Raw genomic sequence first — 22,169 nt, 5'->3', positions numbered from 1 at the left:
CCCGGTCACCCCGCCGCGGCGGCCGCGGTCCGCAGGTCCGCGACGAGCGCCGCGTAGGCCTCGTCCCAGCCGTCCCGCCCGCGCAGCCGCAGCAGGGCGGACGGGTGCGCGATCACCAGCACGGCGGCGTCCGGGGCGTCCGCCGGGTGCTCGTCGAGCACCCGGCCCCGGACCTCGCCGATCGTGACGTCCCGGTCGAGGACCGACCGGGCGGCCGTCGCGCCGAGGCAGACCACCACCCGCGGGCGGACGGCGGCGAGCTCGGCCGACAGCCACGGGTGGCAGGCGCGGATGTGCGCGACCGCGGGGCTCTTGTGCAGCCGCTTCGTGCCGCGCTCCGTGAACCGGAAGTGCTTGACCGCGTTGGTGACGTAGACGGCGTCCGGGTCGATCCCGGCGTCGTGCAGCGCGTCGTGCAGCACCCGACCGGCGGGGCCGACGAACGGCTCGCCCTCCCGGTCCTCGCGGTCGCCCGGCTGCTCGCCGACCAGGACGAGCGCGGCACGCGAGGGCCCGGCGGAGAACACGACCTGCGTGGCCGGCCCCCACAGCTCGCAGCCCCGGCACGCGGGCGCGGCGGCCGCGAGCGCATCGACGTCGGCGTCCGGCGGCACCCACTCCTGGGCCCCCGGGCGCTCCGGCGCCGCGCCGCGGTCAGGCACCGCCCACGACCCCGCGACGGCGCAGGCGCGTCACCACGAACCGGACCACGACGAACGCGATCGCCGCGTACACGGCGTAGTTGATCCAGTCGGAGTACCGGCCGACGTCCTCCCACTGGGAGCCCAGCGCGTACCCCGCGACGACGAGCCCGGTGTTCCAGACGGCGCTGCCGATCGCCGTGTACAGCAGGAACCTCGGCACCGGCATCCGCTCCAGGCCCGCGGGGATCGACACCAGCGACCGCACCACCGGCACGCACCGGCCGATCAGGACCGCGGCGCCGCCGTGCCGGTCGAACCAGGACTCGGCGCGGTCCAGGTCCTCGACCTCCATCAGCGGGATCCGCTCCAGCCACCGCCTCAGCCGGTCGCGGCCGAGCCAGACGCCCAGCCCGTAGAGCAGCAGGGCGCCCGCGACGGCGCCCGCCGTCGCCCCGACGAGGGCCCACAGGAGCGACATCCGCCCCTGGCTGGCGACGTACCCGGCGACGGGCAGCACCACCTCGGACGGGATGGGCGGGAACACGTTCTCGAGCGCGACGAGCAGGCCCACTCCCGCGGGACCGAGCGCGTCGACGACGCTCACCACCCAGCCGGCGAGGCCGGTGAGCTCGGTGGGGTCGGAGGTCTGGGCGGGCACGCGGCCGCCGGCCAGGGCGAGCATCCGGATCATCCCGGTCGATGCTGCCACGGCCGGCGGTCGGTGGCCTGCTCAGGCACCCGTCAGGCCCGGGCGAGCTCCAGCCCCGCGGCGTCGTCCGCGGTCCGGGTGACCCGCACGGTGTCCCCGTCCTTGACCTCGCCGGCGAGCAGGAGCCGCGCGAGGCGGTCGCCGATCTCGCGCTGGACCAGCCGGCGCAGCGGCCGGGCGCCGTACGCCGGGTCGAACCCCTCGATCGCCAGCCACTCCCGGGCGGCCGGGTCGACCTCGAGGGTCAGCCGCCGGTCGCGGAGCCGCGCCGCCAGGGACTCGACCTGGAGGTCGACGATCCGGGTGAGCTCGTCCAGCGACAGCGCGTCGAACAGGACGATGTCGTCGAGCCGGTTGAGGAACTCCGGCTTGAACGCCTCCCGCACCGCCCCCATCACGGCGTCCCGGCGCGACGCGGGGTCGAGCACCGGGTCGACCAGGAACTGCGAGCCGAGGTTCGACGTCAGCACGAGGATCACGTTCCGGAAGTCGACCGTGCGGCCCTGGCCGTCGGTGAGCCGGCCGTCGTCGAGCACCTGCAGCAGGATGTCGAACACCTCGGGGTGCGCCTTCTCGACCTCGTCGAGCAGCAGCACCGAGTACGGGCGGCGCCGGACGGCCTCGGTGAGCTGGCCGCCCTCCTCGTAGCCGACGTACCCGGGGGGCGCCCCGATGAGGCGCGCGACGGAGTGCCGCTCGGCGTACTCCGACATGTCGATCCGCACCATGGCGCGCTCGTCGTCGAACAGGAAGTCAGCGAGCGCCTTGGCGAGCTCGGTCTTGCCGACGCCGGTGGGCCCGAGGAACAGGAACGAGCCGGTGGGCCGGTCGGGGTCGGAGATGCCGGCGCGGGAGCGCCGGACGGCGTCGGACACGGCGGCGACCGCGGCCTTCTGCCCGATCAGGCGCGCGCCGATGACCTCCTCCATGCGCAGCAGCTTCGCGGTCTCCCCCTCCAGCAGGCGCCCGGCGGGGATGCCGGTCCACATGGCGACGACCTCGGCGATCTCGTCGGGGCCGACCTTGTCCGCGATCATCGGCGCCTGGTCCGACGGGACGGCGCCGGAGCCGGCGCGCTCGCGCTCCTCGGCGGCGGCGATCTCCTGCTCGACGGCCGGGATCTCGCCGTACTGGATGCGCGCGGCCGCGGCGAGGTCGCCCTCGCGGAGCAGCCGGTCCGCGGTCGACCGCAGGTCGTCCAGCCGGGCCTTGAGGTCGCCCACCAGGTTGTGGCCGGCCTTCTCCTTCTCCCAGCGCGCGGTGAGCCCGGCGAGCTCCTCGCGGCGGTCCGCCAGGTCGGCGCGCAGCTTCTCGAGCCGCTCGCGGGAGGCGGGGTCGTCGGCCTCGGACAGCACGACCTCCTCCATCTCGAGGCGGGTCACGGCGCGCTGCAGCTCGTCGATCTCGACCGGCGAGGAGTCGAGCTCCATGCGCAGCCGGGACGCGGCCTCGTCGACCAGGTCGATCGCCTTGTCGGGGAGCTGCCGCCCGGTGATGTACCGGTCGGAGAGCGTCGCGGCGGCGACGAGGGCGGCGTCGGCGATCGTCACCTTGTGGTGCGCCTCGTACCGCTCCTTGAGGCCGCGCAGGATCGCGACGGTGTCCTCGACGGAGGGCTCGCCCACGAACACCTGCTGGAACCGGCGCTCCAGGGCGGGGTCCTTCTCGATGCGCTCGCGGTACTCGTCCAGGGTGGTGGCGCCGACCAGGCGCAGCTCGCCGCGGGCCAGCATCGGCTTGAGCATGTTGCCGGCGTCCATCGCACCCTCGCCCCCGGCGCCCGCGCCGACGACCGTGTGCAGCTCGTCGATGAAGGTGACGACCTCGCCCTCGGAGGACGTGATCTCCTCCAGGACGGCCTTGAGGCGCTCCTCGAACTCGCCGCGGTACTTGGCGCCCGCGACCATCGCCGCGAGGTCCAGGGACACGAGGCGCTTGCCGCGCAGGGACTCCGGGACGTCGCCGGCGACGATGCGCTGCGCGAGCCCCTCGACGACGGCGGTCTTGCCGACGCCGGGCTCGCCGATCAGCACGGGGTTGTTCTTGGTCCGGCGGGACAGGACCTGGATGACGCGGCGGATCTCGGAGTCGCGCCCGATGACCGGGTCGAGCTTCCCGTCGCGCGCCCGCTGCGTCAGGTCGACGCCGTACTGCTCGAGCGCCTTGTAGGTGCCCTCCGGGTTGGGGCTGGTCACGCGCGCGGACCCGCGCACGGACGGCAGGGCGGCGGCGAGCGCGTCGCGGGAGGCGCCCTGGGCACGCAGGGCGTCGGCGACGCCGCTCTGACCCGCGGCCAGGCCGAGCAGCAGGTGCTCGGTGGACACGTAGTCGTCCCCGAGCGTGCGCGCCTCCGCGGAGGCGGCGTCGATCGCCGTGGCGGTGGCCCGCGAGGCCGTCGGCTGGGCGACGCTCGACCCGCTCGCGGCGGGCAGGTTCACCAGGATGGCGCGCACGGCGCGGCCCAGCGCCCCGCGGTCCGCCCCGACGGCGTCGAGCAGGCCGTTCGCCACGCCGCCCTCCTGGGCGAGCAGCGCGTTCAGCAGGTGCGCCGGCTCCAGCTGCGGGTTCCCGGCGGCCGACGCCTGCTGGATGGCATCGCCGATCGCCTCCTGCGACTTGGTGGTGAGCTTCGCGTCCAACATCCCCTCCGTGCATCGGTCCGGGCCGGCGGGTGACCGCACGGCGCGCTGAGTCTCGCGTGTCCCGTGGCACGGGACACCCGGTGCAACTGCTGCGAAGTTGAGCCTATTCCGCTCAACTCTGCGCGTCGACCGCAGGTCAGTGCGGAGCGCCGTCGACGCCCGAGCCGATGACGCCGTGTCATGTCCAGTCCTGACTCTGACGTCTCGTCATCACAGGTTGTGACCATGTTCACGGAGCCGCCCCACGCCGCGCGGGACGCCCGAGGGGCTGGTAGGGGCGCTGAGCAGGGGCGCGACCCCCGTGCCGGGAACGTCCCACGATGTCGGACTTGCACGACTGTGATCTGCGCAAATGCGGACATTACGGACGATGTCTGAGTGATCAATCTCACAATGAGCGACGTATTCACCTGGAGGGAGTTGCGTCGCCGTACCCCGCCCCAACACTCTTGGACCACTCGACCCGAGGGCATGACCGCTCCACCCGACCGACCCCAGACGCCACGTCGCCGCCCGTCCCAACGGGTGACAGCACCGCCCCCCGTCCACCGTCTCAGTCACAGCGATCGCGCCGCCCGGCCGCCGGGCACGGCCCCGGCCCACCCGCGATCCCCCCGTCCTTGCCGCGTCACCGTCGCCGCTGGCTCCACCCGTTCCATCCAGCGCCGAGGTGAGCGATGTTCATCTTCATCCTGCAGATCCGGCACATGTTCGACGACAACGCCGAGCTGTACCTGTTCACGATCTTCTCCGGGCTCGTCTGGGCCCTCTGGCTCCTCAAGGTCGGCCTGTCCCGCCGGTACCGGCCGTGGACCGCCGAGCACCACGAGACCACCAGCGTGGTCGTCCCCGTCGTCGACGAGCCCCTGGACCTGTTCCGGGACGTCCTCACGCGGGTGACCGAGCAGCGACCCGACGAGGTCATCGTCGTCATCAACGGCGCGCGCAACCCCGGCCTGGAGGCGGTCTGCGAGGAGTTCGCCCCCCTGGTGCGGTGGGTGCACACCCCGATCCCCGGCAAGCGCAACGCCGTGAAGATCGGCACGGAGATGTCGAAGTACGACATCACGGTGCTGCTCGACTCCGACACGGTCTGGACCCCCGGCACGCTCCCCGAGCTCATCAAGCCGTTCAAGGACGCGAACGTCGGCGGCGTCACCACCCGCCAGCGCATCCTCGAGCCGTCGCGCTCCTGGATCACCCGCTGGGCGGACTGGCTGGAGAACTCGCGGTCCCTGTACTCGATGCCCGCCCAGTCGGTGCTCGGCCAGGTCGGCTGCCTCCCGGGGCGCACCATCGCGTTCCGCCGGCACATCCTCATCAAGGTCATGGACGACTTCATGAACCAGCGGTTCATGGGCGTGTTCCTCGAGGTCTCCGACGACCGCACCCTGACGAACCTCACCCTCAAGCAGGGCTACCGGACCGTCTACCAGCACACGAGCCTGGTCTACACCGACGCCCCGCTGCAGGTGAAGAAGCTGTTCAAGCAGCAGCTGCGCTGGGCCCGCGGGAGCCAGTACAACACCCTGCGGATGCTGCCCTGGATGCTCGGGCACGCGCCGATCCTGTCGATCTTCTTCCTGACCGACATCCTGCTGCCGTTCCTGCTGTTCGGGACGATCGCCGGCTGGGTCTACCGCTCCGTGAGCGGCACGGGCGTCAACCTCTACGAGGCGATGCTCGAGACCTACGGCGCGCAGGCCGGCTGGTTCTGGGTGATCGCGCTCATGGTCGTCTCCTCCGTGCTGTCCATGGCGATCCGCCAGATCCGGCACCTGCAGGAGGTCCCCGGCGACTTCTTCCGGCTCCCGGTGTTCATCATCGTCTCGACGTTCTTCCTCATGCCGATCCGGCTGCTCGGCTTCCTGCGGATGGCCCACGCGTCCGGCTGGGGCACCCGCGCCGGCGCCTACGCCGGTGGCGACCCGGGCCAGTCGGCGGACACGGACCAGGAGCAGGACGCCCGCTCGCTGGAGGCCGAGCTGGACCTCATGTCCCGCGCCGCGCCGGTCGACGTGGTCGACCGCGGCACCTCCCCCGTGAACCCGTTCCCGTCGCAGCGCGACCACGGCGGCGAGCCGGGCACCCCGGTCCCGCTCGTCACCGGCCACACCGTGCTGGCCGCGGACGGCACCGAGGCCGCGGGCTCCCAGGTGCTCACCGAGACCGCGCCGGCCCCGGCCGCCACGACCCTCGCGGACATCTCGCGGCGGCAGAACCGCACCGCCGCCCCCGCCCCGACCCGCCGACGGCTCAACCCGCTCGCGGCCATCCCCTACGGGATCGCCGTGGTCCTGTTCGCCCTGGAGGCCCTGCTCTATGTCTGAGACCCCGACCACGCACACCGGCAAGCACTGGTGGGCCCCGACCATGGGGCGGATGAGCGCGCGAGCCCGCATCGGCACCGCGGCCGTCATCGTGGCCCTGCTGGCCGTGACCCTCGTCGTGTGGAACACGCCCGCCGTGTCCTCCATCGTCAACGCCGAGGCGGACGAGCCCACCGCGGCGGAGCTCGCGCTCCAGCGGCGCAACGACGAGCTCGAGGGCCAGCTGCAGGCCAGCCGGTCCCAGGCCGAGGCCCTGCGCGACGTCCTGGCCGACGAGCAGGCGGCCCGCAAGAAGGGCGAGGCGGACGGCGCCGCGGCCCAGGCGCAGCGCGAGGCCGAGGCCGCCGCTGCGGCCGCCGCCGAGGCGGAGGAGGACGCGAAGGGCTCCTCCTCCGGCTCCAAGAAGTCGTCCTCGTCCTCCTCGCGGCGGACCACGAACGCCTCGACCGGCGGCGGCAGGCCGAACAACCCCGGCAAGCCGGTCGTGTCGAACCCCTCGACCCCGCCGTCCAGCCCGGCCAAGCCGTCCGCGCCGTCCAAGGCGTCGCTCGTCGACCCGGCCTCCCGGTACTTCGGGATGTACACGGAGCAGGCGCCGTTCAGCTGGTCGACGTTCGACGCGGCCGCGACCGACGTCGGCCGCAGCCAGAGCATGGTCGGCTACTTCGGCGGCTGGGACGAGAGCTTCCGCGCCAACGCCGTCACCCGGGCCTGGGAGCGCGGCATGCTGCCGATGCTCACGTGGGAGTCCCGCCCGATCGCCTCGAAGAACGACGTGGTCGACGAGCCGGCGTACAGCCTGCCGAAGATCATCGCCGGCGACTTCGACGCCTACCTGACCCAGTACGCCCAGGACGTCGCCGCGACCGGCCTGCCGCTCGCGATCCGCCTGGACCACGAGATGAACTCCACCTGGTACCCGTGGTCGGAGCAGACGTCGTCCGGCGCGCCGATCAACGGCAACAACGTCGGCGACTACGTGAAGATGTGGCAGCACGTCCACGACATCTTCGAGGCCAACGGCGCCAACCAGTACGTCATCTGGGTCTGGTCGCCGAACATCGTCAACAACCTGCCGGCCGCGTTCCAGGACCCGGCGTTCCTCCAGGCCCTCTACCCCGGCGACGCGTACGTCGACTGGGTGGGCGTCTCCGGCTACCAGCGCCCGCCGTACAAGGCCGACAACACCTCGACCTTCGACTACACCTACGGCCGCACGCTGGACCAGCTCCGGGCGATCACGGACAAGAAGATCCTGCTGGCCGAGGTCGGCGCCTCCGAGATCGGCGGCACCAAGCCGGCCTGGGTGACGTCCTTCTTCCAGGGCTTCGACCCCGGCGCGAACGACGACGTGATCGGCTTCGCGTGGTTCAACCTCGCGGTGACCACGTACGTCGACGGCCAGCTCGCCACCAACGACTGGCGGGTCGACTCGCGGGCGAACACCCTCGAGGCGTTCCGCGCCGGCATCGCCGACCCCGCGCGCCGGTTCGGCGGCACGGTCCTGGCCTCCGCGGCCGGCCCGACGCCGCCGCCGTCGCCCGAGGGCGCGGTCGACGCCCAGGCACCCGCCGCCACGCCGGAGCCGGCCGTCGCACCGCAGACGGCGACCGCCCCGGCACCCACCCCGGCCCCGGCGCCCACCGGCGAGCTCACCGACAGGTACGCGGCCACCCGCCGCGCCGCCCGGCCCACCACCCGGGGGCCACGCACTCCCCGCCACCCGCGCCCCACCGTGAGGAGCACTCCCATGAACGACGCGTCACTCTCCGCCGCCGCCCTCTCGTCCGAGCTGGCCGCCGCCGAGCAGGCTGCCGAGCAGCCCGCCGCGCAGCCCAGCACCGCCGCCGCCCCGCTGCGGATCAGCGTCTTCGGCACCGGCTACCTCGGCGCCACCCACGCGGTCGCGATGGCCGAGCTCGGCTTCGAGGTCATGGGCGCCGACACCGACCAGGGCAAGGTCGACGCCCTGGCCGCCGGCAAGGTGCCGTTCTTCGAGCCCGGGCTGGACCCGCTGCTCGAGAAGCACCTGGACACCGGCCGCCTGACGTTCACCACCGACCTGGCCGCCGCGGCGGCGTGGGGCGACGTGCACTTCATCTGCGTCGGCACCCCGCAGATGAAGACCAGCCACGCGGCGAACCTGGCCTACGTGGAGTCGGCGGCGACCACCATCGCGCAGCACATCACCAAGGACGCGCTCATCGTCGGCAAGTCCACGGTCCCGGTCGGCACCGCCGCGCGGCTCCGCGAGCTCGTGGCCGAGCACACCCCCGCCGGCCTCGAGGTCGAGCTCGTGTGGAACCCCGAGTTCCTCCGCGAGGGCAAGGCCGTCGAGGACACGCTGCACCCCGACCGCATCGTCATGGGCGGCACCAGCGCCCGCGCCGAGGCCACCCTGCGCGAGGTCTACGCCGGCCCGATCGCCGAGGGCACCCCGGTGGTCGTCACCGACCTGCCGACCGCCGAGCTGGTCAAGGTCAGCGCCAACGCGTTCCTCGCCACGAAGATCTCGTTCATCAACGCGATCTCCACGGTCTGCGACGCCGCCGGCGCCGACGTCACGGTGCTCGCCGACGCCCTCGGGCACGACGTCCGCATCGGCCGGCAGTTCCTCAACGCCGGCCTCGGCTTCGGCGGCGGCTGCCTGCCCAAGGACATCCGCGCCCTCATGCACCGCGCGAACGAGCTCGGTGCCTACCGGGCGTCCGCGCTGCTGCAGCAGGTCGACGAGATCAACATGGGCCAGCGCGAGCGCGTGCTGGACATGGCGGTCGAGGCCTGCGGCGGCTCCGTCCTCAACCGCCGGATCGGCGTGCTCGGCGCGGCCTTCAAGCCCGACACCGACGACGTCCGCGACTCGCCGGCGCTGAACGTCGCGGCGGCCCTGCACCTGCGCGGCGCCCAGGTCACGGTGTTCGACCCGGAGGCCGGCGACACCGCCCGCCGCTCCTTCCCGACGCTGTCGTACGCCACGTCGATGGAGGAGGCCGTCGAGGGCACCGACGTCGTCCTGGTCCTCACCGAGTGGGACCAGTTCGCGACCGCCGACGCCGACAAGCTGGCCGGCCTCGCCGCGACCCCGCGGGTCGTCGACGCGCGCGGCAAGCTGGACCCGACGCGCTGGCGTGCGGCCGGCTGGCAGTTCGCCGGCCTGGGGCGCACCGCCGCCTGAGGCGCAGCACCGACGACGAGGGGCGTCCCGGCGGGACGGCGTGCGCAGGCACGCCGGACCGCGGGGGCGCCCCTCTCGCGTGCGGTCTGGCGCGCTGTCGGAGGCGGGTGGTCGGATGGGTCCGCACCGCTCGCCGGCCGGCGGGCCCGCGTCGAGGAGGACGAGCATGAGCGTGCACGACAAGCCCTGGCCCGACGGCACCCCCTGCTGGGCGGAACTCGCCGTCCCCGACCTCGAGGCCGGCCGGCGGTTCTACGGCGACCTGCTGGGGTGGGAGTTCGAGGTCGGCCCGGAGGAGACCGGGTTCTACAGCGAGGCCCTGGTCGGCGGGCGGCGGGCGGCGGCGCTGAGCGGCGTCATGCCGGGCGGCGGCGCGGACGGTCCGGCGGCGTGGCTGACGTTCCTCGCCGCCTCCGACGTCCGGGCGGCGGTCGAGCGGGCCGTGGCCGCCGGGGCGGAGGTGCTCGCCGGGCCCGTGGACGTCATGGACTTCGGTGCGATGGCGGTGCTCCGCGACCCCACCGGGGCGACGTTCGCGCTGTGGCAGGCCGGGATCTCCGTGGGGGCGCAGGTCGTGAACGAGCCCGGCGCGATGATCTGGAACGAGCACCTGTCCCCGCGCTTCGAGGACGCGAAGGAGTTCTACCGCGCCGCGTTCGGGTACGCGCTCGACGACATCAGCGCGCCCGGGTTCGACTACGTGACGCTGCTGGTCGAGGGACGCGCGGTCGGGGGCGTCGGCGGTGGCGGGGAGCCGCCCGAGTGGGCCGTGTACGTCGCGGTCCCCGACACCGACGCGACGGCGGCCGCCGCGGTGCGGCTCGGCGGCGCGGTGTTCGCGCAGCCGGAGGACACGCCCTACGGGCGGCTCGCCGGGATCACCGGGCCGTTCGGGGAGCGGTTCTGGCTGATGTCGACGGACGAGCCGAGCGGCCCGCCCGCCGGGTGACGCACGGGGTGCGGCGGCCGGCGACGACTACCCTCGACGCCGTGCCCGCTCCCGACGCCCCCGACGACGCCCGGCCCGGCGACGCCTTCCGGCACGCCAAGAAGACCGCCGGCGAGCCGGTCCGGACCTACCACCCCCGGCGGGCCGGGCTCGGCGAGCGCCGCGCCGAGGCGCTGGAGCGGCTGTGGCCGCGGCTCGGGTTCTCCGTGCACGACGAGACGCTGGGCCTCGCGCCGTCCCTGCCCGACGGCACGCTCGACACGCTGCGGCTGTTCGGGCGCACGGCCCCGGTCGTGCTCGAGATCGGCTCCGGCATGGGCGAGGCGACCGCGGCGATGGCGGAGGCCGACCCCGCCCGCGACTACCTCGCCGTCGAGGCGCACCTGCCGGGCATCGCGAACCTGCTGGTGCTGCTCGACCGGCGCGGCCTGACGAACGTGCGGGTCGCGCACGGCGACGCGCTGGACCTCGTGCGCCGGGTCGTCGCCCCGGGCTCCCTCGACGCCGTGCACGTGTTCTTCCCGGACCCGTGGCCGAAGGCGCGGCACCACAAGCGGCGGATCATCGCGCCGGAGCACGTCGCGCTGCTCCGCAGCCGTCTGGCCGTGGGCGGCACCCTGCACTGCGCGACGGACTGGGAGCCGTACGCCGAGCAGATGCTCGAGGTCGTCGACGCGGACCCGGGCCTGACCAACCCGTACCGCGGGTTCGCGCCGCGCCCGGCGCACCGCCCGGAGACCCGCTTCGAGCGCCGCGGCCTGGACGCGGGCCGCGCGTCCCGGGACGTGATCGCGACCCGGACGGCCTGAGCCGACGGGGCGGACGGGCACCGACGGGCACCGACGGGCCCGACGGCCCGACGGGTCCGGTGGCTCCCACGCGCCCGGTCGGGCGGACGTCGCCTACCCGCGGCTCAGGTCGTCGATGCGCAGGACGCGGTCGGCCGTGCGGACGGCGCCGGGGCGGTGCGCGATGACCAGCACCGTGCGGCCCCGGCACACCTCGACCAGGGCGTCCTGGATCTCGGCCTCCGTGGCGACGTCGAGCTGGCTGGTCGCCTCGTCCAGGACCAGCACCGGCGCGTCCAGCAGGAGCGCCCGGGCGATCGCGACCCGCTGCCGCTGCCCGCCCGACAGCCGCTCCCCCATCTCCCCGACCCGGGTGTCGTACCCGTCGGGCATGGCGAGGACCGCGTCGTGCAGCGCCGCCCGGCGGCAGGCCTCGACGAGCTGCTCGTCGGTCGCGTCCGGCGCGGCGAGGCGCAGGTTCGCGGCGAGGGTGTCGTTGAACAGGTAGGTGCTCTGGCCGACGACCGCGACGTGCCGCCGCAGGTCCTCCAGGGCGACGTCGCGGACGTCCACCCCGCCCAGCAGCACCCGCCCGGTGTCCGGGTCCCAGGCGCGGGTCAGCAGGTTCACCAGCGTCGACTTGCCCGAGCCCGACGAGCCGACGACCGCCGTGGTGCTGCTCGCGGGCACGTGCAGGTCGAGGCCGTCCAGGACGGGACGGCGGTCGCGGGGCGGGGCCGCCGACGCGGGGTCGTCCGGGTCGACCTCCGGCGCCGGGTAGGTGAACGACACGCCCTCGAACCGGAGGTCGAGCGGCCCGGCGGGCACGGGGACGGGGTGCGCGGGCGACGTGGTGGCGGGCGCGGCGTCGGTGATCCGCCAGAGCCGGCGCGCGGCGGCGAACGCCTGCTCCAGGTCCGGGGCGACGTCCTCGACGGCGAGCACCGGCGTGAACACCGCGAGCGCGAGCACCACCGCCACGGCGTACGTGGGCCAGCCGAGCGCGCCGGACGACACGCGCGCGGCGCCGACCAGCGCGACGGTCACGACCGCGCCGACCATGAGCACCGAGTTGGCGGCCCGGCGGCGGGCGGTCCAGGTGGCGAGCGTGCCGAGCCCGGCGTGCACCTCGGCGGCGACGGCGCGGGCCTCGGCGCGGCGGCGGCCCGCGGCCCCGAACGCGAGCACCTCCCGGACGCCCTGCAGCGACTCGGTGACGAGCTGCGCGAGGCGGCCCCGCGCGGCCCGGACCTGCGTGGCGGCGGCGGCGCTCGGCGTCCGGCCCCAGCCGGGGACGACCGCCCCGACGAGCACGAGGAACGGCAGCAGCACCAGCGCCAGCACCGGGTCGTACCCGGCGGCGAGCACGACCAGCACGACAGCGGGCACCACGACGGCGCTGACGGCCGGCACCAGCGTATGGGCGAAGAACACCTCGACCCGGTCGACGTCCTTGGTCGCGCGGTTCACCAGGTCGCCGGTGCGCCGGGACAGCACCCCGGCGGGCGACTGCGGCGCGAGCCGGTCGTAGAAGTCGACGCGCAGCATCGCCAGGGCCTTGAACGCGACGGCGTGGCCGGTGAACTGCTCCAGGTACCGCAGCACGCCCTTGACCAGCGACAGCACGACGAGCGTCCACACCACCGGGGCGACCGGCGCGGCCGGGTCCTGCGCGACCCGGGCCACGCCCCAGGCCGACACGCCCAGCAGCGCGATCCCGAGCAGCTGACCCGCCACCCGGCAGACCAGCGAGGCGGCGAGCGGCGCGAGCACGGGCCGGCCGAACCGGACCAGGCGGCGCGACACGGCGGCGCGGGACAGGGGCGCCGGCGGGGTCCCGGGTGCGGCCTGGGCGGCGGGAGCGAGGGGTGCGGCGGGTGCGGCGGCGCTCACGGGGTGGCCTCCTGCGCGGCGAGCGGTCCGCCGGCGACGCCGGACAGGTCGAGGGCGCGGGCGTAGTACGAGTCGATGCTGCCGAGCCGGTCGGGCGGGCCCTGCTCGACGATGCGGCCCTCCGCGAGGACCAGCACCTCGTCGGCGCCGCGGACCGTGCTGAGCCGGTGCGCGACGAGGACGACGGTCCGCCCCTCGCCGGCCCGGTCCAGCGCCTCGACCAGGGCGGTCTCCGAGGCCGCGTCGACCTGGCTGGTCGGCTCGTCGAGCAGCAGCACGGGCGCGTCCTTCAGCAGCGCCCGCGCCACGGCGAGCCGCTGGGCCTGGCCGCCGGACAGGGACAGCCCGCGCTCGCCGACGCGGGTGGCGAGCCGGTCCGGGAAGGACCGGACGTCGTCCGCGAGGTTCGCCTGCGCGAGGGCGTCCCACAGGCGCTCGTCGTCGGCCTCGGGGGCGGCGAGCCGCAGGTTGTCGGCGAGCGTGCCGGTGAACAGGTACGTGCTCTGCGCGACGACCGCGGTCTGGGCGCGGACCCAGTCGACCGGCACCGTGGTCGCGTCGTGCCCGCCGACCCGCACCTGTCCGGCGGCCGGGCGCAGGTGCGCCTGGAGCAGCGCGGCGACGGTGCTCTTGCCGGACCCCGACGGGCCGATGAGCGCGACGCGGCCCCCGCGCGGGACGGTGAAGGACACGTCGTCGAGGACCGGCCGGCCGCCCGGGTAGGCGAAGGAGACGTGGTCGAGCGCGACCGCCTCGGGCGCGGGGGCGCCGGAGCGGTCCGGGGCACCGGCGGCGTCGGGCACCAGCAGCGTCGTCGTGGCCGGTGCGCGCACCCCCGGTGCGTCGGCGGCGACGGCGCGCTGCGCGAGCACCGTGTCGATCTCCCGCACCGCGGCCCGTCCGCCCATGCCGACGTAGAAGAACTGGCCCACCCGGTCGAGCGGCTCCAGCAGCACGGTCGAGACGAGGACCACGGCGACCGCCTGGCCCGGGGTGATCGCCCCGTCCCGCAGCCGCACCATCGCCAGCCCGGCCGCCGCGGTGACCATCGCGAGCGAGAAGGACGAGTCGATGACCAGGAGCACCAGCTGGTTGCGCGCGAGCAGGCTCATGACCATCCGCCGGAGCTGCTCCGCGCCGCGCGCCAGCTCGGCGCCCTTGGCGGCCGCCCGGTTGAACGCCGTGGCGGTGGGCAGGCCCTGGATCGCGTCGAGGAACTGCGCCGCGAACCGCCGCGCGGTCATCCGGTACTGCACGGACACGCCGCGGAAGGCCCGCTGGAAGCCGCCGACGAGCAGCGGGATCGCGGGCAGCGCGAGGGCGAGCCAGCCGGCCACCACCCAGTCCACGGCCGCACCCAGCGCCACGAGGGCGATCACGGGGACGGTCATCGAGGCGATGATCGGGAACCGGAACGTCGCCTCGTAGGACGCGGCGCGCTCGACCCCGTCGGTGGCGGTCGAGACGAAGCGGCCCGAGCGCTCCTGCGTCCGGAACGCCACGCCCAGGCGGAACACCTGGTCCAGCAGGACGTCACGCCGCTCGGTCTCCCGCGGGCCGACGGCGCCGAGGCTCAGCCGGGGACCGGCGAACGCGGCGGCGGCCATGACGACCACGCCCAGGACGATCGCCACGAGCGCCCCGCCGGGGACGCCGGCGCCCGTGCGCGCGCCGTCGAGCACCGAGCCGAGCGCGAGGTACACGGCGGTGGTGCCCGCGGCGACCACCCAGGTCAGCACGGCGGGGACGACGCCCACGCGCCGGGGCAGCGGCGGGGTCGGGACGACGGGCGGGCCGACGGGCCCCGCGCCGGGCCGCCCGGGGTGACCGCCGCCCGTGCGCCCGGGGTGACCGCCGCCGGCGCGCCCGGGGTGCCCGCCGCCCGGGCGAGCGGGGTGACCACCGGGGCTCACGGCGTGCGGGGCGGTCATGCGGGCTGTCCTCCGTCGTGCGGGCGCGGGCTGTCGGGAAGCACCCTGCCACCTGCCCCCGACGTCCCGCTCTCCGGGGAGCCCGGTGCGACGGGACTCACACCGGCGCGTGTCCGGCGCCGCCGGAGCAGCAGCGCGACGCCCGCGGCGACGACCAGCACCAGGAGCGCGACGAGCGCCCACGGGACCGCGACGACCGAGGCCTCGGCCGCGGCGCGCGCCGTCGCCCCGCCGCCCAGCCCGACGGCGGTCGCGACGGCCTGCACCTGCACGTCGACGGGCCCGAGGCTCCGCACGCCGTCCAGGACGACCTCCCGCTCCAGGCTCGACCCCGGCAGGACCTCGAGCGGCTCGGCGTCGGCGGCGGCGGACGGCACGGTGCGCCGGGTGCCCGCGAGGCCGGCGACGGTGACCGCCTCCGTGGGCAGGACCCGGGCGTTGCCGGTGTTCGTGACCCGGTACCGGACGACGACGGTCCCGGCGGCGAGCGGGTTCGCCGTGCCGCGGTGCTCGACCGCGAGGCCCTCGACGGCGACCGCGGGGGCGACCGCGCCGTCGACGCGCAGGTGCATCCGCAGGGCGAGCCGGCGGTCCAGGCGCACCGTGGAGCCGTCGTCGGCGCTCACGGCCGCGGTGACGACGCCGCCGCTGTGGTCGCCGGGCGTCGCGTCGGCGGGGACGCGCACGGTGAACGGCACCTCGACGGACGCACCGGGGGCGAGGGAGACCGCGGGCAGGTCGAGCTGCACCCACGTGCCGACGCCGGTGGACGGCTCGTCGGCGGGGAGCAGGTCGAGCTGGCCGCTGGTGGTGGTGCGGGCGTCGGCCGCGTAGACGTCGAGGTCGAGCGCGGTCTGCCCGTGGTTGGTGACGACGACGGCGTCCCGGACCTCCTGGCCCGGCCGGACGTCGTAGGCGAAGTTCGCGCGGCCGGCGCCCTGGTCGTTCTCCGCTGGCACCACGCCCCACGACAGGGCGGTCGGGTCGGCCGCGGCCGGGCCGACCACCGCGCCGGCGCCCGCCGGGGCGAGCAGCAGCGCGGCCGCCACGAGGACCCCGGCGACGGACGCCCGCAGGCGCGCGGGCGTCCGGGTGGTCGTGCGGGAGGTGGCGCGGTGGGGGGTGGGGACGGGGGCGTCGGTCACGGCGTGCTCAGCCGACCACGGTCAGGGTGAGGACCCCGGAGTAGTCGCCCGCGGGGGTGTCGAGCGGCAGGCGCAGCGCGAGCGCCGCGTCGACCGCCACGGCGCCGGCCGCGTGCCCGGCGGGGGCGGAGACCAGCGTGGAGGCGGCGGACAGGCCGCTGCCGGCGCCCGCGGCAACGGGCGCACCGGCGACCGCGCCGACGGTGTTGCTGCTCAGTGCGGGCGTCCAGCCGAGGGCGGAGCCGTCGAACGACCCGGCCGTGCCGGTGAAGTCCGACACCGCGCCGTTGACCGTCCAGGCGCTCCCGGACGTGCGGGTGTCGGAGACCGTCACCTGCTTGAGCTGCCCCGCCGCGGTGAACGCGCTGGCGTCCGCCTGCGCCGTGCCGAGGCTGACCGCGCCGGCGCCGCCGCCGACCGACCACGTGAGCTCACCGGTCGGCTCGGGTGCCGCGGGGACGGTCACCTCGAGGTCCACGTCCTCCTCGCCGCCCGTGCCCGGGTCGGTGCCGGGGTCGGTGCCCGGGTCGGTCGCGTCGACGGTCCAGCCCACGCTGAGCGGCTGCGTGACCTTCTTCGGGTCGGCCGAGCCGCCCGAGGAGTACCAGTACGAGGTCTGGCCCGTCTTGCCCTGGAACGTCACGAACGACTGCGGGAACGAGCCCCACGACGCGCCGGTCCGGGTCTGGGTCCCGGTGCCCGGGGTGACCTCGACGCCCAGGTAGTCCGGGGTGACGGTGAAGCCGTCCTCGTCGACGCTCACGCCGGTCAGGTCGGCGAGCACGATCTGCTCGGGGGCGACCTCGACCCACTGCGACTGGTCCTCCATGGACGTGCCGTAGCCGGACGCGGTGCCCGTGAGCTGCCCGGTGCCGTCCGCGGCGACCGTGAGGACCGGGTCGCTGAACGTCCAGTACGTCATGCCGCCGTAGAACGCCACGGTGACGTCGCCGTCCCAGGACACCGACGCCGTGCCGGCCGCGACGTCCACGGTGCCGGTGCCGCCGGAGAACACGGCCTGGTTCAGCGTGCTGCTGCCCGGGGCCGGCGACACCGCCGACCCGTTCGGGCCCACGCACCTCGTCGCCCAGGTCGGCTGCTCGAAGCCGCCCGCGGCGGTCGGCTTCTGGATCGTGACGGCGCCGGCGGACGACGCGTAGAAGCCGTCGGCCTCCGTCCACACCCGCGACGACCCGGTGCTGCCGGCCTTGCCGGCGCTGAGGAAGTTGCAGCCGCCGAAGTACGCGCCGCCGCCCGTCTCCTGGTTGAGGGTCCAGCGCAGCTGCACGTCGTCGACGCTCGCGGGCGCCGCGGCGGCCGGCAGCGCGGTCACCAGAGCGGCGGCGGCCCCGAGGGCCAGCACCCCCAGGCCGGCGACGGCGCGCCGCGCTCGGTGACGGTTCGCATCCACCATCGTGAGTTCCTCTCGGTCGGTGCCGGTCGGGGGACCGGCGGGGGTCCGCGCACCGTGCGGCGCGCGGGGGTCCGGGCGGCGCGCTCGCGCCCGCCCGGGTCTCATCGCCACGGCAGCACGAGCCAGCCGCGGCGGAATCCGATGACGGTGCCGGAGCCCGCGAGCAGCAGACCGGTCATGCCCCACGCCGCGCGCTCCCCCGCGGCGCCCGCGGTCGCGGCGGCGGGCACCAGGCCGGGGGCGGCGCGGCCGACGGTCAGCGCGGTCACCCCGGGGACGGCGGGCAGCGCGGGCGCGGCGAGGACGTCCCCGGCGGAGGCGGCCGCCGTGCCACGCCCGCCGCCGCTGCCGCCGCTCCTGCCGAGCAGGGACGACCCGGACGCCGGTGCCGCGGTCGCCGCGGGCCGCTCGTCGACCGGGGTCAGCGGCCGGTCCGCGTCGTAGGACACGTACATCGCGGTCGCGGGCTTGCGGGCGTCCGCCTGCCCGCCCGAGGAGTACCAGTACGCCGCCTGGCCGGTGCGCTGCTGGAAGTCGACGAAGCTCTGCGGGAACGCGCCCCAGTCGGCGCCCTCGCGCAGCTGCGGCGTCGCCCCGGCCGGCACCTCGACCGCCACGCCCCGGTACGCAGGGACCGCCCGGAAGCCCTGGAGGTCGCCGCCGACGTCGACCCCCGACAGGTCCGCCAGCACGACGGTCGTGGCCGGCAGCGCCTCCCACCGCGACTGGTCGTCCATCGCGGTGCCGAAGCCCCCGGCGGTCGCGGTCAGCTGCGCGCGGCCGTCGGCCGCCACGGTCAGCACCGGGTCGCTCGCCCACCAGTACGTCAGGCCGCCGTAGAGCACGACGGTGAACGTGCCGGTCCAGCGGACCTGCGCGGTGCCGGTGGCCGGGTCGACCGTGCCGCGGCCGCCCTCGAGGACGACCTGGGTCTCGGTGGTCAGGCCGTTGGCGGTGGTGACGGTGCTCCCGTCGCGGGCCGTGCAGCGCGTGTCCCAGGACGCCGGCGCGTAGGCGCCGTCGGGCCCCGGCTTCTCGACCCGGACGTCGTCGGCCACGGCCCGGTAGAACCCGTCCGTCGCGGTCCAGACCCTGCCGCCGTGGGTGTCGCCGTCCGCGCCGGGGACGCCCGCCATGAGGAAGTGGCAGCCCCCGAAGTACGCGCCCGACCCGGCCTCCGTGCTGAGCGACCAGCGCAGCTGCGCGTCGGAGACGGTGAAGGCCTGCGCGCCGCGGTCGGGCACGGTGACCGTGACGGCGATCCGGCCCGGGTCGTCCCCGGCCGGGTCGGCGAGGGCGGCCGGCGCCGTCCCGAGCAGCAGCGCGACCCCGAGGCCGGCGGCGGCCAGCAGGCGCCTCATCGGGTCGCCCCCGCGGTCGTGGCGGTCGTCGCGGCGACCGGTGGGCGCGCGGGCGGCGGCGTGGCGGGCGTGCCACGAGGACCCGCCGCCCGGCGCGCGGCCCGGCGGCGGCGCTGCGCGGTCACGAACGACGCCAGCACCACGAGCAGCAGCAGGGCGCCGGCCGCGGCGACCGCCGTCTCCGCCGCGTCGAGCCCGAGCAGCACCGCGTCGTCGTCGGGCGTCGCGGCCGCCACCAGGTCCGCGGCGGTCGCCTCGGCCGGGTCGCGGGTGACGGTGACCTCGACCTGCGGCACCTGGCCGGACTGCGCGCCGGTGAGCGTGAGCACGTGCGTGCCGACCCGCAGGTCCGCGGGCAGCTGGAGGATGCCGGCGACCTCGCCGTGCGCCCCGGCGGTGAGCGGGCCGACGGACACCACGCCGGAGTCCAGGGTGGCGACGACCTGCTCCCCCGGCTCGAAGCCCTGAGCCGCGAAGGTCATCGCCCGGCCCTGCACCGCGGTCGCCTGGTCGACGCCGAGCGTCGCGGGCGCGCGCTCGGTCACCGCCGCCTCGGGCGTCCCGGCCGCGGCCCCCGCGGTGCCGGCCGCCGCCGGCGCGCCGGCCCCCGCGCCCGGACCCGCGCCGAAGGACACGGGCGTGAACGTCTCGTTCGTCGCGTTCTTCACCCCGTGCGCGCCGATGGTGATGACGCCGCACTGCACCTGCGTGCAGTCGACCTGCGTCGTGGCGCCGGAGCGGTCCTGCGCCGTGAACCGCGGCCCGGGGATCGACAGCTCGGTGGCCCACGTCCCGTCGGCGGCCAGCACCCCGCCGTTGGCCGCGCCCTCGGTGTCGGACCCCGGGAACGCGACGAACTTCTGGTGCCCCTCGTTCGACGCCGACTCGCTGTCCGGGACGTACCGGTAGTCCTCGCCGGTCAGCCCGCCGCTGCTCGGCCGCCACGAGCCGCCCGCCGGGTCGTCGACCCAGCCGAACATGACGTAGATCCCGCCGAGCCCGCCCGGCACCGACTGGAACCCGGACCCGCTCACCCGCAGGGTCGACGGCCCGTCGGCGGGCGTCGAGGCCCCGCCGGAGGGGCCGGTGACCGTGACGGACGCCGCGGCGGACGCGGCCGGGGCCACGGTCACGAGGCCCGCGAGCGCCAGCGCGGCGACGAGGACGCCGGTCGCGAGGACGCGCAGCGGCGGGCGCGCAGCGGCGGGGGTCGGGGCGGTCATCGGGCGGCCTCCGTGGGGGGGGCGGTGGGGTGCGCGGCGGGCGCGGCAGGCAGCGGCACCGGAGCGCCGGCGGCCCGGTCGGGCAGGACCAGCAGGGCGCCGGTGCGCGGGTGCGGCACGACCTCCACCGGGTACCGGTAGACGTCCGTGAGCAGCGACGCGGTGAGCACGTCCTCGGGGGCCCCGAGCGCGCGCAGCCGGCCCCCCGCGAGCACCGCGACGCGGTCGGCGTGCGCGGCGGCGAGCGTGAGGTCGTGCAGGACGGCCACGACGGCGTCCCCGGCGTGGGCGCGGTCGCCGGCGCGGTCGAGCAGCAGCTCCTGGTGCCGGACGTCGAGCGCGGCGGTCGGCTCGTCGAGCAGCAGCACCGGCGTCGCCTGCGCCCGGACCCGCGCGAAGGCGACGCGCGCCTTCTCGCCGCCGGACAGCGACGGGAACCGGCGCTCGGCCAGGTGCCCGACCTCGGCCTCGGCCAGCGCCCCGGCGACCGCCCGCTCGTCGTCGTCCTCCTGGGCGGTCCCCCGCCAGGGCGCCCGGCCCATCCGCACCACGTCGGCGACGGCGAACGGGAAGCTCAGCCGGTGCTCCTGCAGCAGCACCGCCCGGCGGCGCGCGAGGTCCCCGGCGCGCAGCCGGCGGACGTCCGCGTCGTCGTACCGGACCTCGCCGCGCGTGGGCTCGAGGTCGCCTGCGAGCACGCCGAGCAGCGTCGACTTGCCCGCGCCGTTCGGCCCGACGACCGCGAGCACCTCCCCGGCGCGCACGTCGAGGTCGACGCCGTCCAGCAGCACCGCCCCGTCGACGGCGTACGCCACGTCGCGCGCCACGACCGGCACGGCGGCGGGCGCGGCCGCCGGCACACGCGCCCCGGCGATCACGCCCAGCCCCCCGCCTGGCGCCGGGTGCGCCGGATGAGCCAGAAGAAGAACGGCCCGCCCACGAGCGCGGTCAGCATCCCGATCGGCAGGTCCGCGTAGGCCACGGCGGTCCGCGCGACCAGGTCCGCGGCCAGCAGCAGCACCCCGCCGCCGAGCGCGCTCAGCGGCACGAGCACCCGGTGCCCCGGCCCGACCGCCATCCGCACCAGGTGCGGGACCACGAGCCCGACGAACGAGACGATCCCGCAGAACGCGACCGCCGCGGCGGTGAGCAGCGCGACCGCGACGATGCTGACGAGCCGCAGGCGCTCGACGTCGACGCCCACGTGCCGGGCGGCGCGCTCCCCGAGGGACAGCAGGTCCAGCCGGCGCGCGACCAGCACCGCGACGATGAGCCCGACCGCGACGAACGGCGCCACGACGGCGACGTACTCCCACCGGGTGCCGTTGAGGCTGCCGAGCTGCCAGAACACGATCTGCTCCCGGGCCTGCGTGTCGCCCAGGAAGGTGAGGAAGGCGATGCCCGCCCCGCAGACCGCGTTCACCGCGACCCCGGTCAGCACGAGCGTCACGACCTCGGTCCGGCCGCCGGAGCGCGCCAGCAGGTACACCGCGAGCGTCGTCACGAGCCCGCCGCCGAACGCCAGCGCCGCCGAGGTGAACGGCCCGAGGAAGCCCAGCCCGAAGACGATGCCCGTGCACGCCGCGAGCGCCGCGCCGGAGGACACCCCGACCACGCCGGGCTCGGCGAGCGGGTTGCCGAACACGCCCTGCATGACGGCGCCGGCGGTGGCGAGCGCGGCGCCCACCAGGACGGCCATCACGACGCGCGGGAACCGGATCGTCCACAGGGCGGCGTCGCCGTTCGGGTGCGCCGGCAGCGGACCCGCGTCGATGCCGAGCCGGTGCAGCACCGAGCCCAGGACCTCCGCGGGCGGCACCCGCAGCTGCCCGCTCCCGGCGGACACGACCGCCAGCACGAGCAGCCCGAGGGCGAGCGCGACGGCGAGCGGCACGACCCGGCGGGACCGCGCACGCGGCACCGGCGGCGGTGCGGGAGCGGCGGGGGCCTCGGCGACCACCTCCG

At 76.0% G+C, this 22,169-nt stretch carries 15 protein-coding genes and 1 pseudogene; 5 read left to right on the top strand and 11 right to left on the bottom strand.

All coding sequences use genetic code 11. The features are described from left to right. Window positions 1-5: 5 nt before the first annotated feature. The 3 genes from QNH85_RS04410 to clpB are packed head-to-tail and all read right to left on the bottom strand — an operon-like array spanning window position 6 to window position 3,992. Window positions 6-662 carry a UdgX family uracil-DNA binding protein gene (locus tag QNH85_RS04410; RefSeq protein ID WP_282944915.1) on the bottom strand — a complete coding sequence of 219 codons (657 nt, stop codon included), beginning with the start codon at window positions 660-662 and terminating at the stop codon, window positions 6-8. Further along, on the bottom strand, window positions 655-1,353 hold the full coding sequence (locus QNH85_RS04405) for a DedA family protein (RefSeq protein ID WP_282944913.1): 699 nt from the start codon (window positions 1,351-1,353) through the stop codon (window positions 655-657). The genes QNH85_RS04410 and QNH85_RS04405 overlap by 8 nt, the downstream gene beginning before the upstream one ends. 32 nt (window positions 1,354-1,385) lie before the next feature. Then, complete coding sequence (clpB, locus tag QNH85_RS04400) at window positions 1,386-3,992, bottom strand: ATP-dependent chaperone ClpB (RefSeq protein ID WP_282944977.1); 2,607 nt, start codon at window positions 3,990-3,992, stop codon at window positions 1,386-1,388. A gap of 680 nt (window positions 3,993-4,672) precedes the next feature. Here clpB and QNH85_RS04395 point away from each other — a divergent pair. The 5 genes and pseudogenes from QNH85_RS04395 to trmB all read left to right on the top strand — a co-directional run bounded on the left by QNH85_RS04395 (window position 4,673) and on the right by trmB (window position 11,258). Continuing rightward, on the top strand, window positions 4,673-6,325 hold the full coding sequence (locus QNH85_RS04395) for a glycosyltransferase family 2 protein (protein WP_282944911.1): 1,653 nt from the start codon (window positions 4,673-4,675) through the stop codon (window positions 6,323-6,325). Continuing rightward, a pseudogene (locus QNH85_RS19920) lies at window positions 6,318-7,514 on the top strand (glycoside hydrolase family 26 protein); the annotation flags it as partial. The gene QNH85_RS04395 and the pseudogene QNH85_RS19920, both read left to right, overlap by 8 nt. 603 nt (window positions 7,515-8,117) lie before the next feature. Further along, the gene (locus QNH85_RS04385; protein ID WP_428830354.1) at window positions 8,118-9,500 is read left to right on the top strand and encodes a UDP-glucose dehydrogenase family protein; all 1,383 of its coding nucleotides are present in this window, start codon (window positions 8,118-8,120) and stop codon (window positions 9,498-9,500) included. 166 nt (window positions 9,501-9,666) lie between these two features. After that, window positions 9,667-10,449: a VOC family protein gene (locus QNH85_RS04380; RefSeq protein WP_282944909.1), complete on the top strand. Its 783-nt coding sequence runs from the start codon at window positions 9,667-9,669 to the stop codon at window positions 10,447-10,449. Between the two features lie 41 nt (window positions 10,450-10,490). Beyond that, window positions 10,491-11,258: a tRNA (guanosine(46)-N7)-methyltransferase TrmB gene (gene trmB / locus QNH85_RS04375; RefSeq protein ID WP_282944908.1), complete on the top strand. Its 768-nt coding sequence runs from the start codon at window positions 10,491-10,493 to the stop codon at window positions 11,256-11,258. A gap of 93 nt (window positions 11,259-11,351) precedes the next feature. Here trmB and cydC read toward each other — a convergent pair whose 3' ends face one another. From cydC to QNH85_RS04335, 8 genes are all read right to left on the bottom strand, one after another. Continuing rightward, complete coding sequence (gene cydC, locus QNH85_RS04370) at window positions 11,352-13,130, bottom strand: thiol reductant ABC exporter subunit CydC (protein ID WP_282944906.1); 1,779 nt, start codon at window positions 13,128-13,130, stop codon at window positions 11,352-11,354. Then, window positions 13,127-15,061 carry an ABC transporter ATP-binding protein/permease gene (locus tag QNH85_RS04365; protein ID WP_282944904.1) on the bottom strand — a complete coding sequence of 645 codons (1,935 nt, stop codon included), beginning with the start codon at window positions 15,059-15,061 and terminating at the stop codon, window positions 13,127-13,129. Before QNH85_RS04365 ends, cydC begins: the two co-directional genes overlap by 4 nt. Further along, window positions 15,058-16,206: a WxL protein peptidoglycan domain-containing protein gene (locus QNH85_RS04360; RefSeq protein WP_282944903.1), complete on the bottom strand. Its 1,149-nt coding sequence runs from the start codon at window positions 16,204-16,206 to the stop codon at window positions 15,058-15,060. The genes QNH85_RS04365 and QNH85_RS04360 overlap by 4 nt, the downstream gene beginning before the upstream one ends. A gap of 7 nt (window positions 16,207-16,213) precedes the next feature. After that, on the bottom strand, window positions 16,214-17,620 hold the full coding sequence (locus QNH85_RS04355) for a hypothetical protein (protein ID WP_282944902.1): 1,407 nt from the start codon (window positions 17,618-17,620) through the stop codon (window positions 16,214-16,216). 101 nt (window positions 17,621-17,721) lie between these two features. Next, the gene (locus QNH85_RS04350) at window positions 17,722-18,981 is read right to left on the bottom strand and encodes a hypothetical protein (RefSeq protein WP_282944900.1); all 1,260 of its coding nucleotides are present in this window, start codon (window positions 18,979-18,981) and stop codon (window positions 17,722-17,724) included. Beyond that, on the bottom strand, window positions 18,978-20,204 hold the full coding sequence (locus QNH85_RS04345) for a hypothetical protein (RefSeq protein ID WP_282944899.1): 1,227 nt from the start codon (window positions 20,202-20,204) through the stop codon (window positions 18,978-18,980). Before QNH85_RS04345 ends, QNH85_RS04350 begins: the two co-directional genes overlap by 4 nt. Beyond that, a complete protein-coding gene (locus QNH85_RS04340) occupies window positions 20,201-21,079 on the bottom strand; it encodes a heme ABC transporter ATP-binding protein (protein WP_428830353.1) in 879 nt (292 codons plus the stop codon). The genes QNH85_RS04345 and QNH85_RS04340 overlap by 4 nt, the downstream gene beginning before the upstream one ends. Next, window positions 21,079-22,125, bottom strand: a complete 1,047-nt coding sequence (locus QNH85_RS04335) for a FecCD family ABC transporter permease (protein ID WP_282944973.1) — start codon at window positions 22,123-22,125, stop codon at window positions 21,079-21,081. The genes QNH85_RS04340 and QNH85_RS04335 overlap by 1 nt, the downstream gene beginning before the upstream one ends. Window positions 22,126-22,169 lie beyond the last annotated feature (44 nt).

This window comes from Cellulomonas endometrii (assembly GCF_949769265.1).
GTDB lineage: Bacteria > Actinomycetota > Actinomycetes > Actinomycetales > Cellulomonadaceae > Cellulomonas > Cellulomonas endometrii.
This window is presented reverse-complemented; position numbering and strand designations above follow the sequence as displayed.

Coding starts and splice junctions, on each gene's coding strand:
- QNH85_RS04365 (WP_282944904.1), bottom strand. CDS start 15,061: ATGACCGCCCCGCACGCCGTGAGCCCCGGTGGTCACCCCGCTCGCCCG.
- QNH85_RS04395 (WP_282944911.1), top strand. CDS start 4,673: ATGTTCATCTTCATCCTGCAGATCCGGCACATGTTCGACGACAACGCC.
- QNH85_RS04380 (WP_282944909.1), top strand. CDS start 9,667: ATGAGCGTGCACGACAAGCCCTGGCCCGACGGCACCCCCTGCTGGGCG.
- QNH85_RS04355 (WP_282944902.1), bottom strand. CDS start 17,620: ATGGTGGATGCGAACCGTCACCGAGCGCGGCGCGCCGTCGCCGGCCTG.
- QNH85_RS04345 (WP_282944899.1), bottom strand. CDS start 20,204: ATGACCGCCCCGACCCCCGCCGCTGCGCGCCCGCCGCTGCGCGTCCTC.
- QNH85_RS04350 (WP_282944900.1), bottom strand. CDS start 18,981: ATGAGGCGCCTGCTGGCCGCCGCCGGCCTCGGGGTCGCGCTGCTGCTC.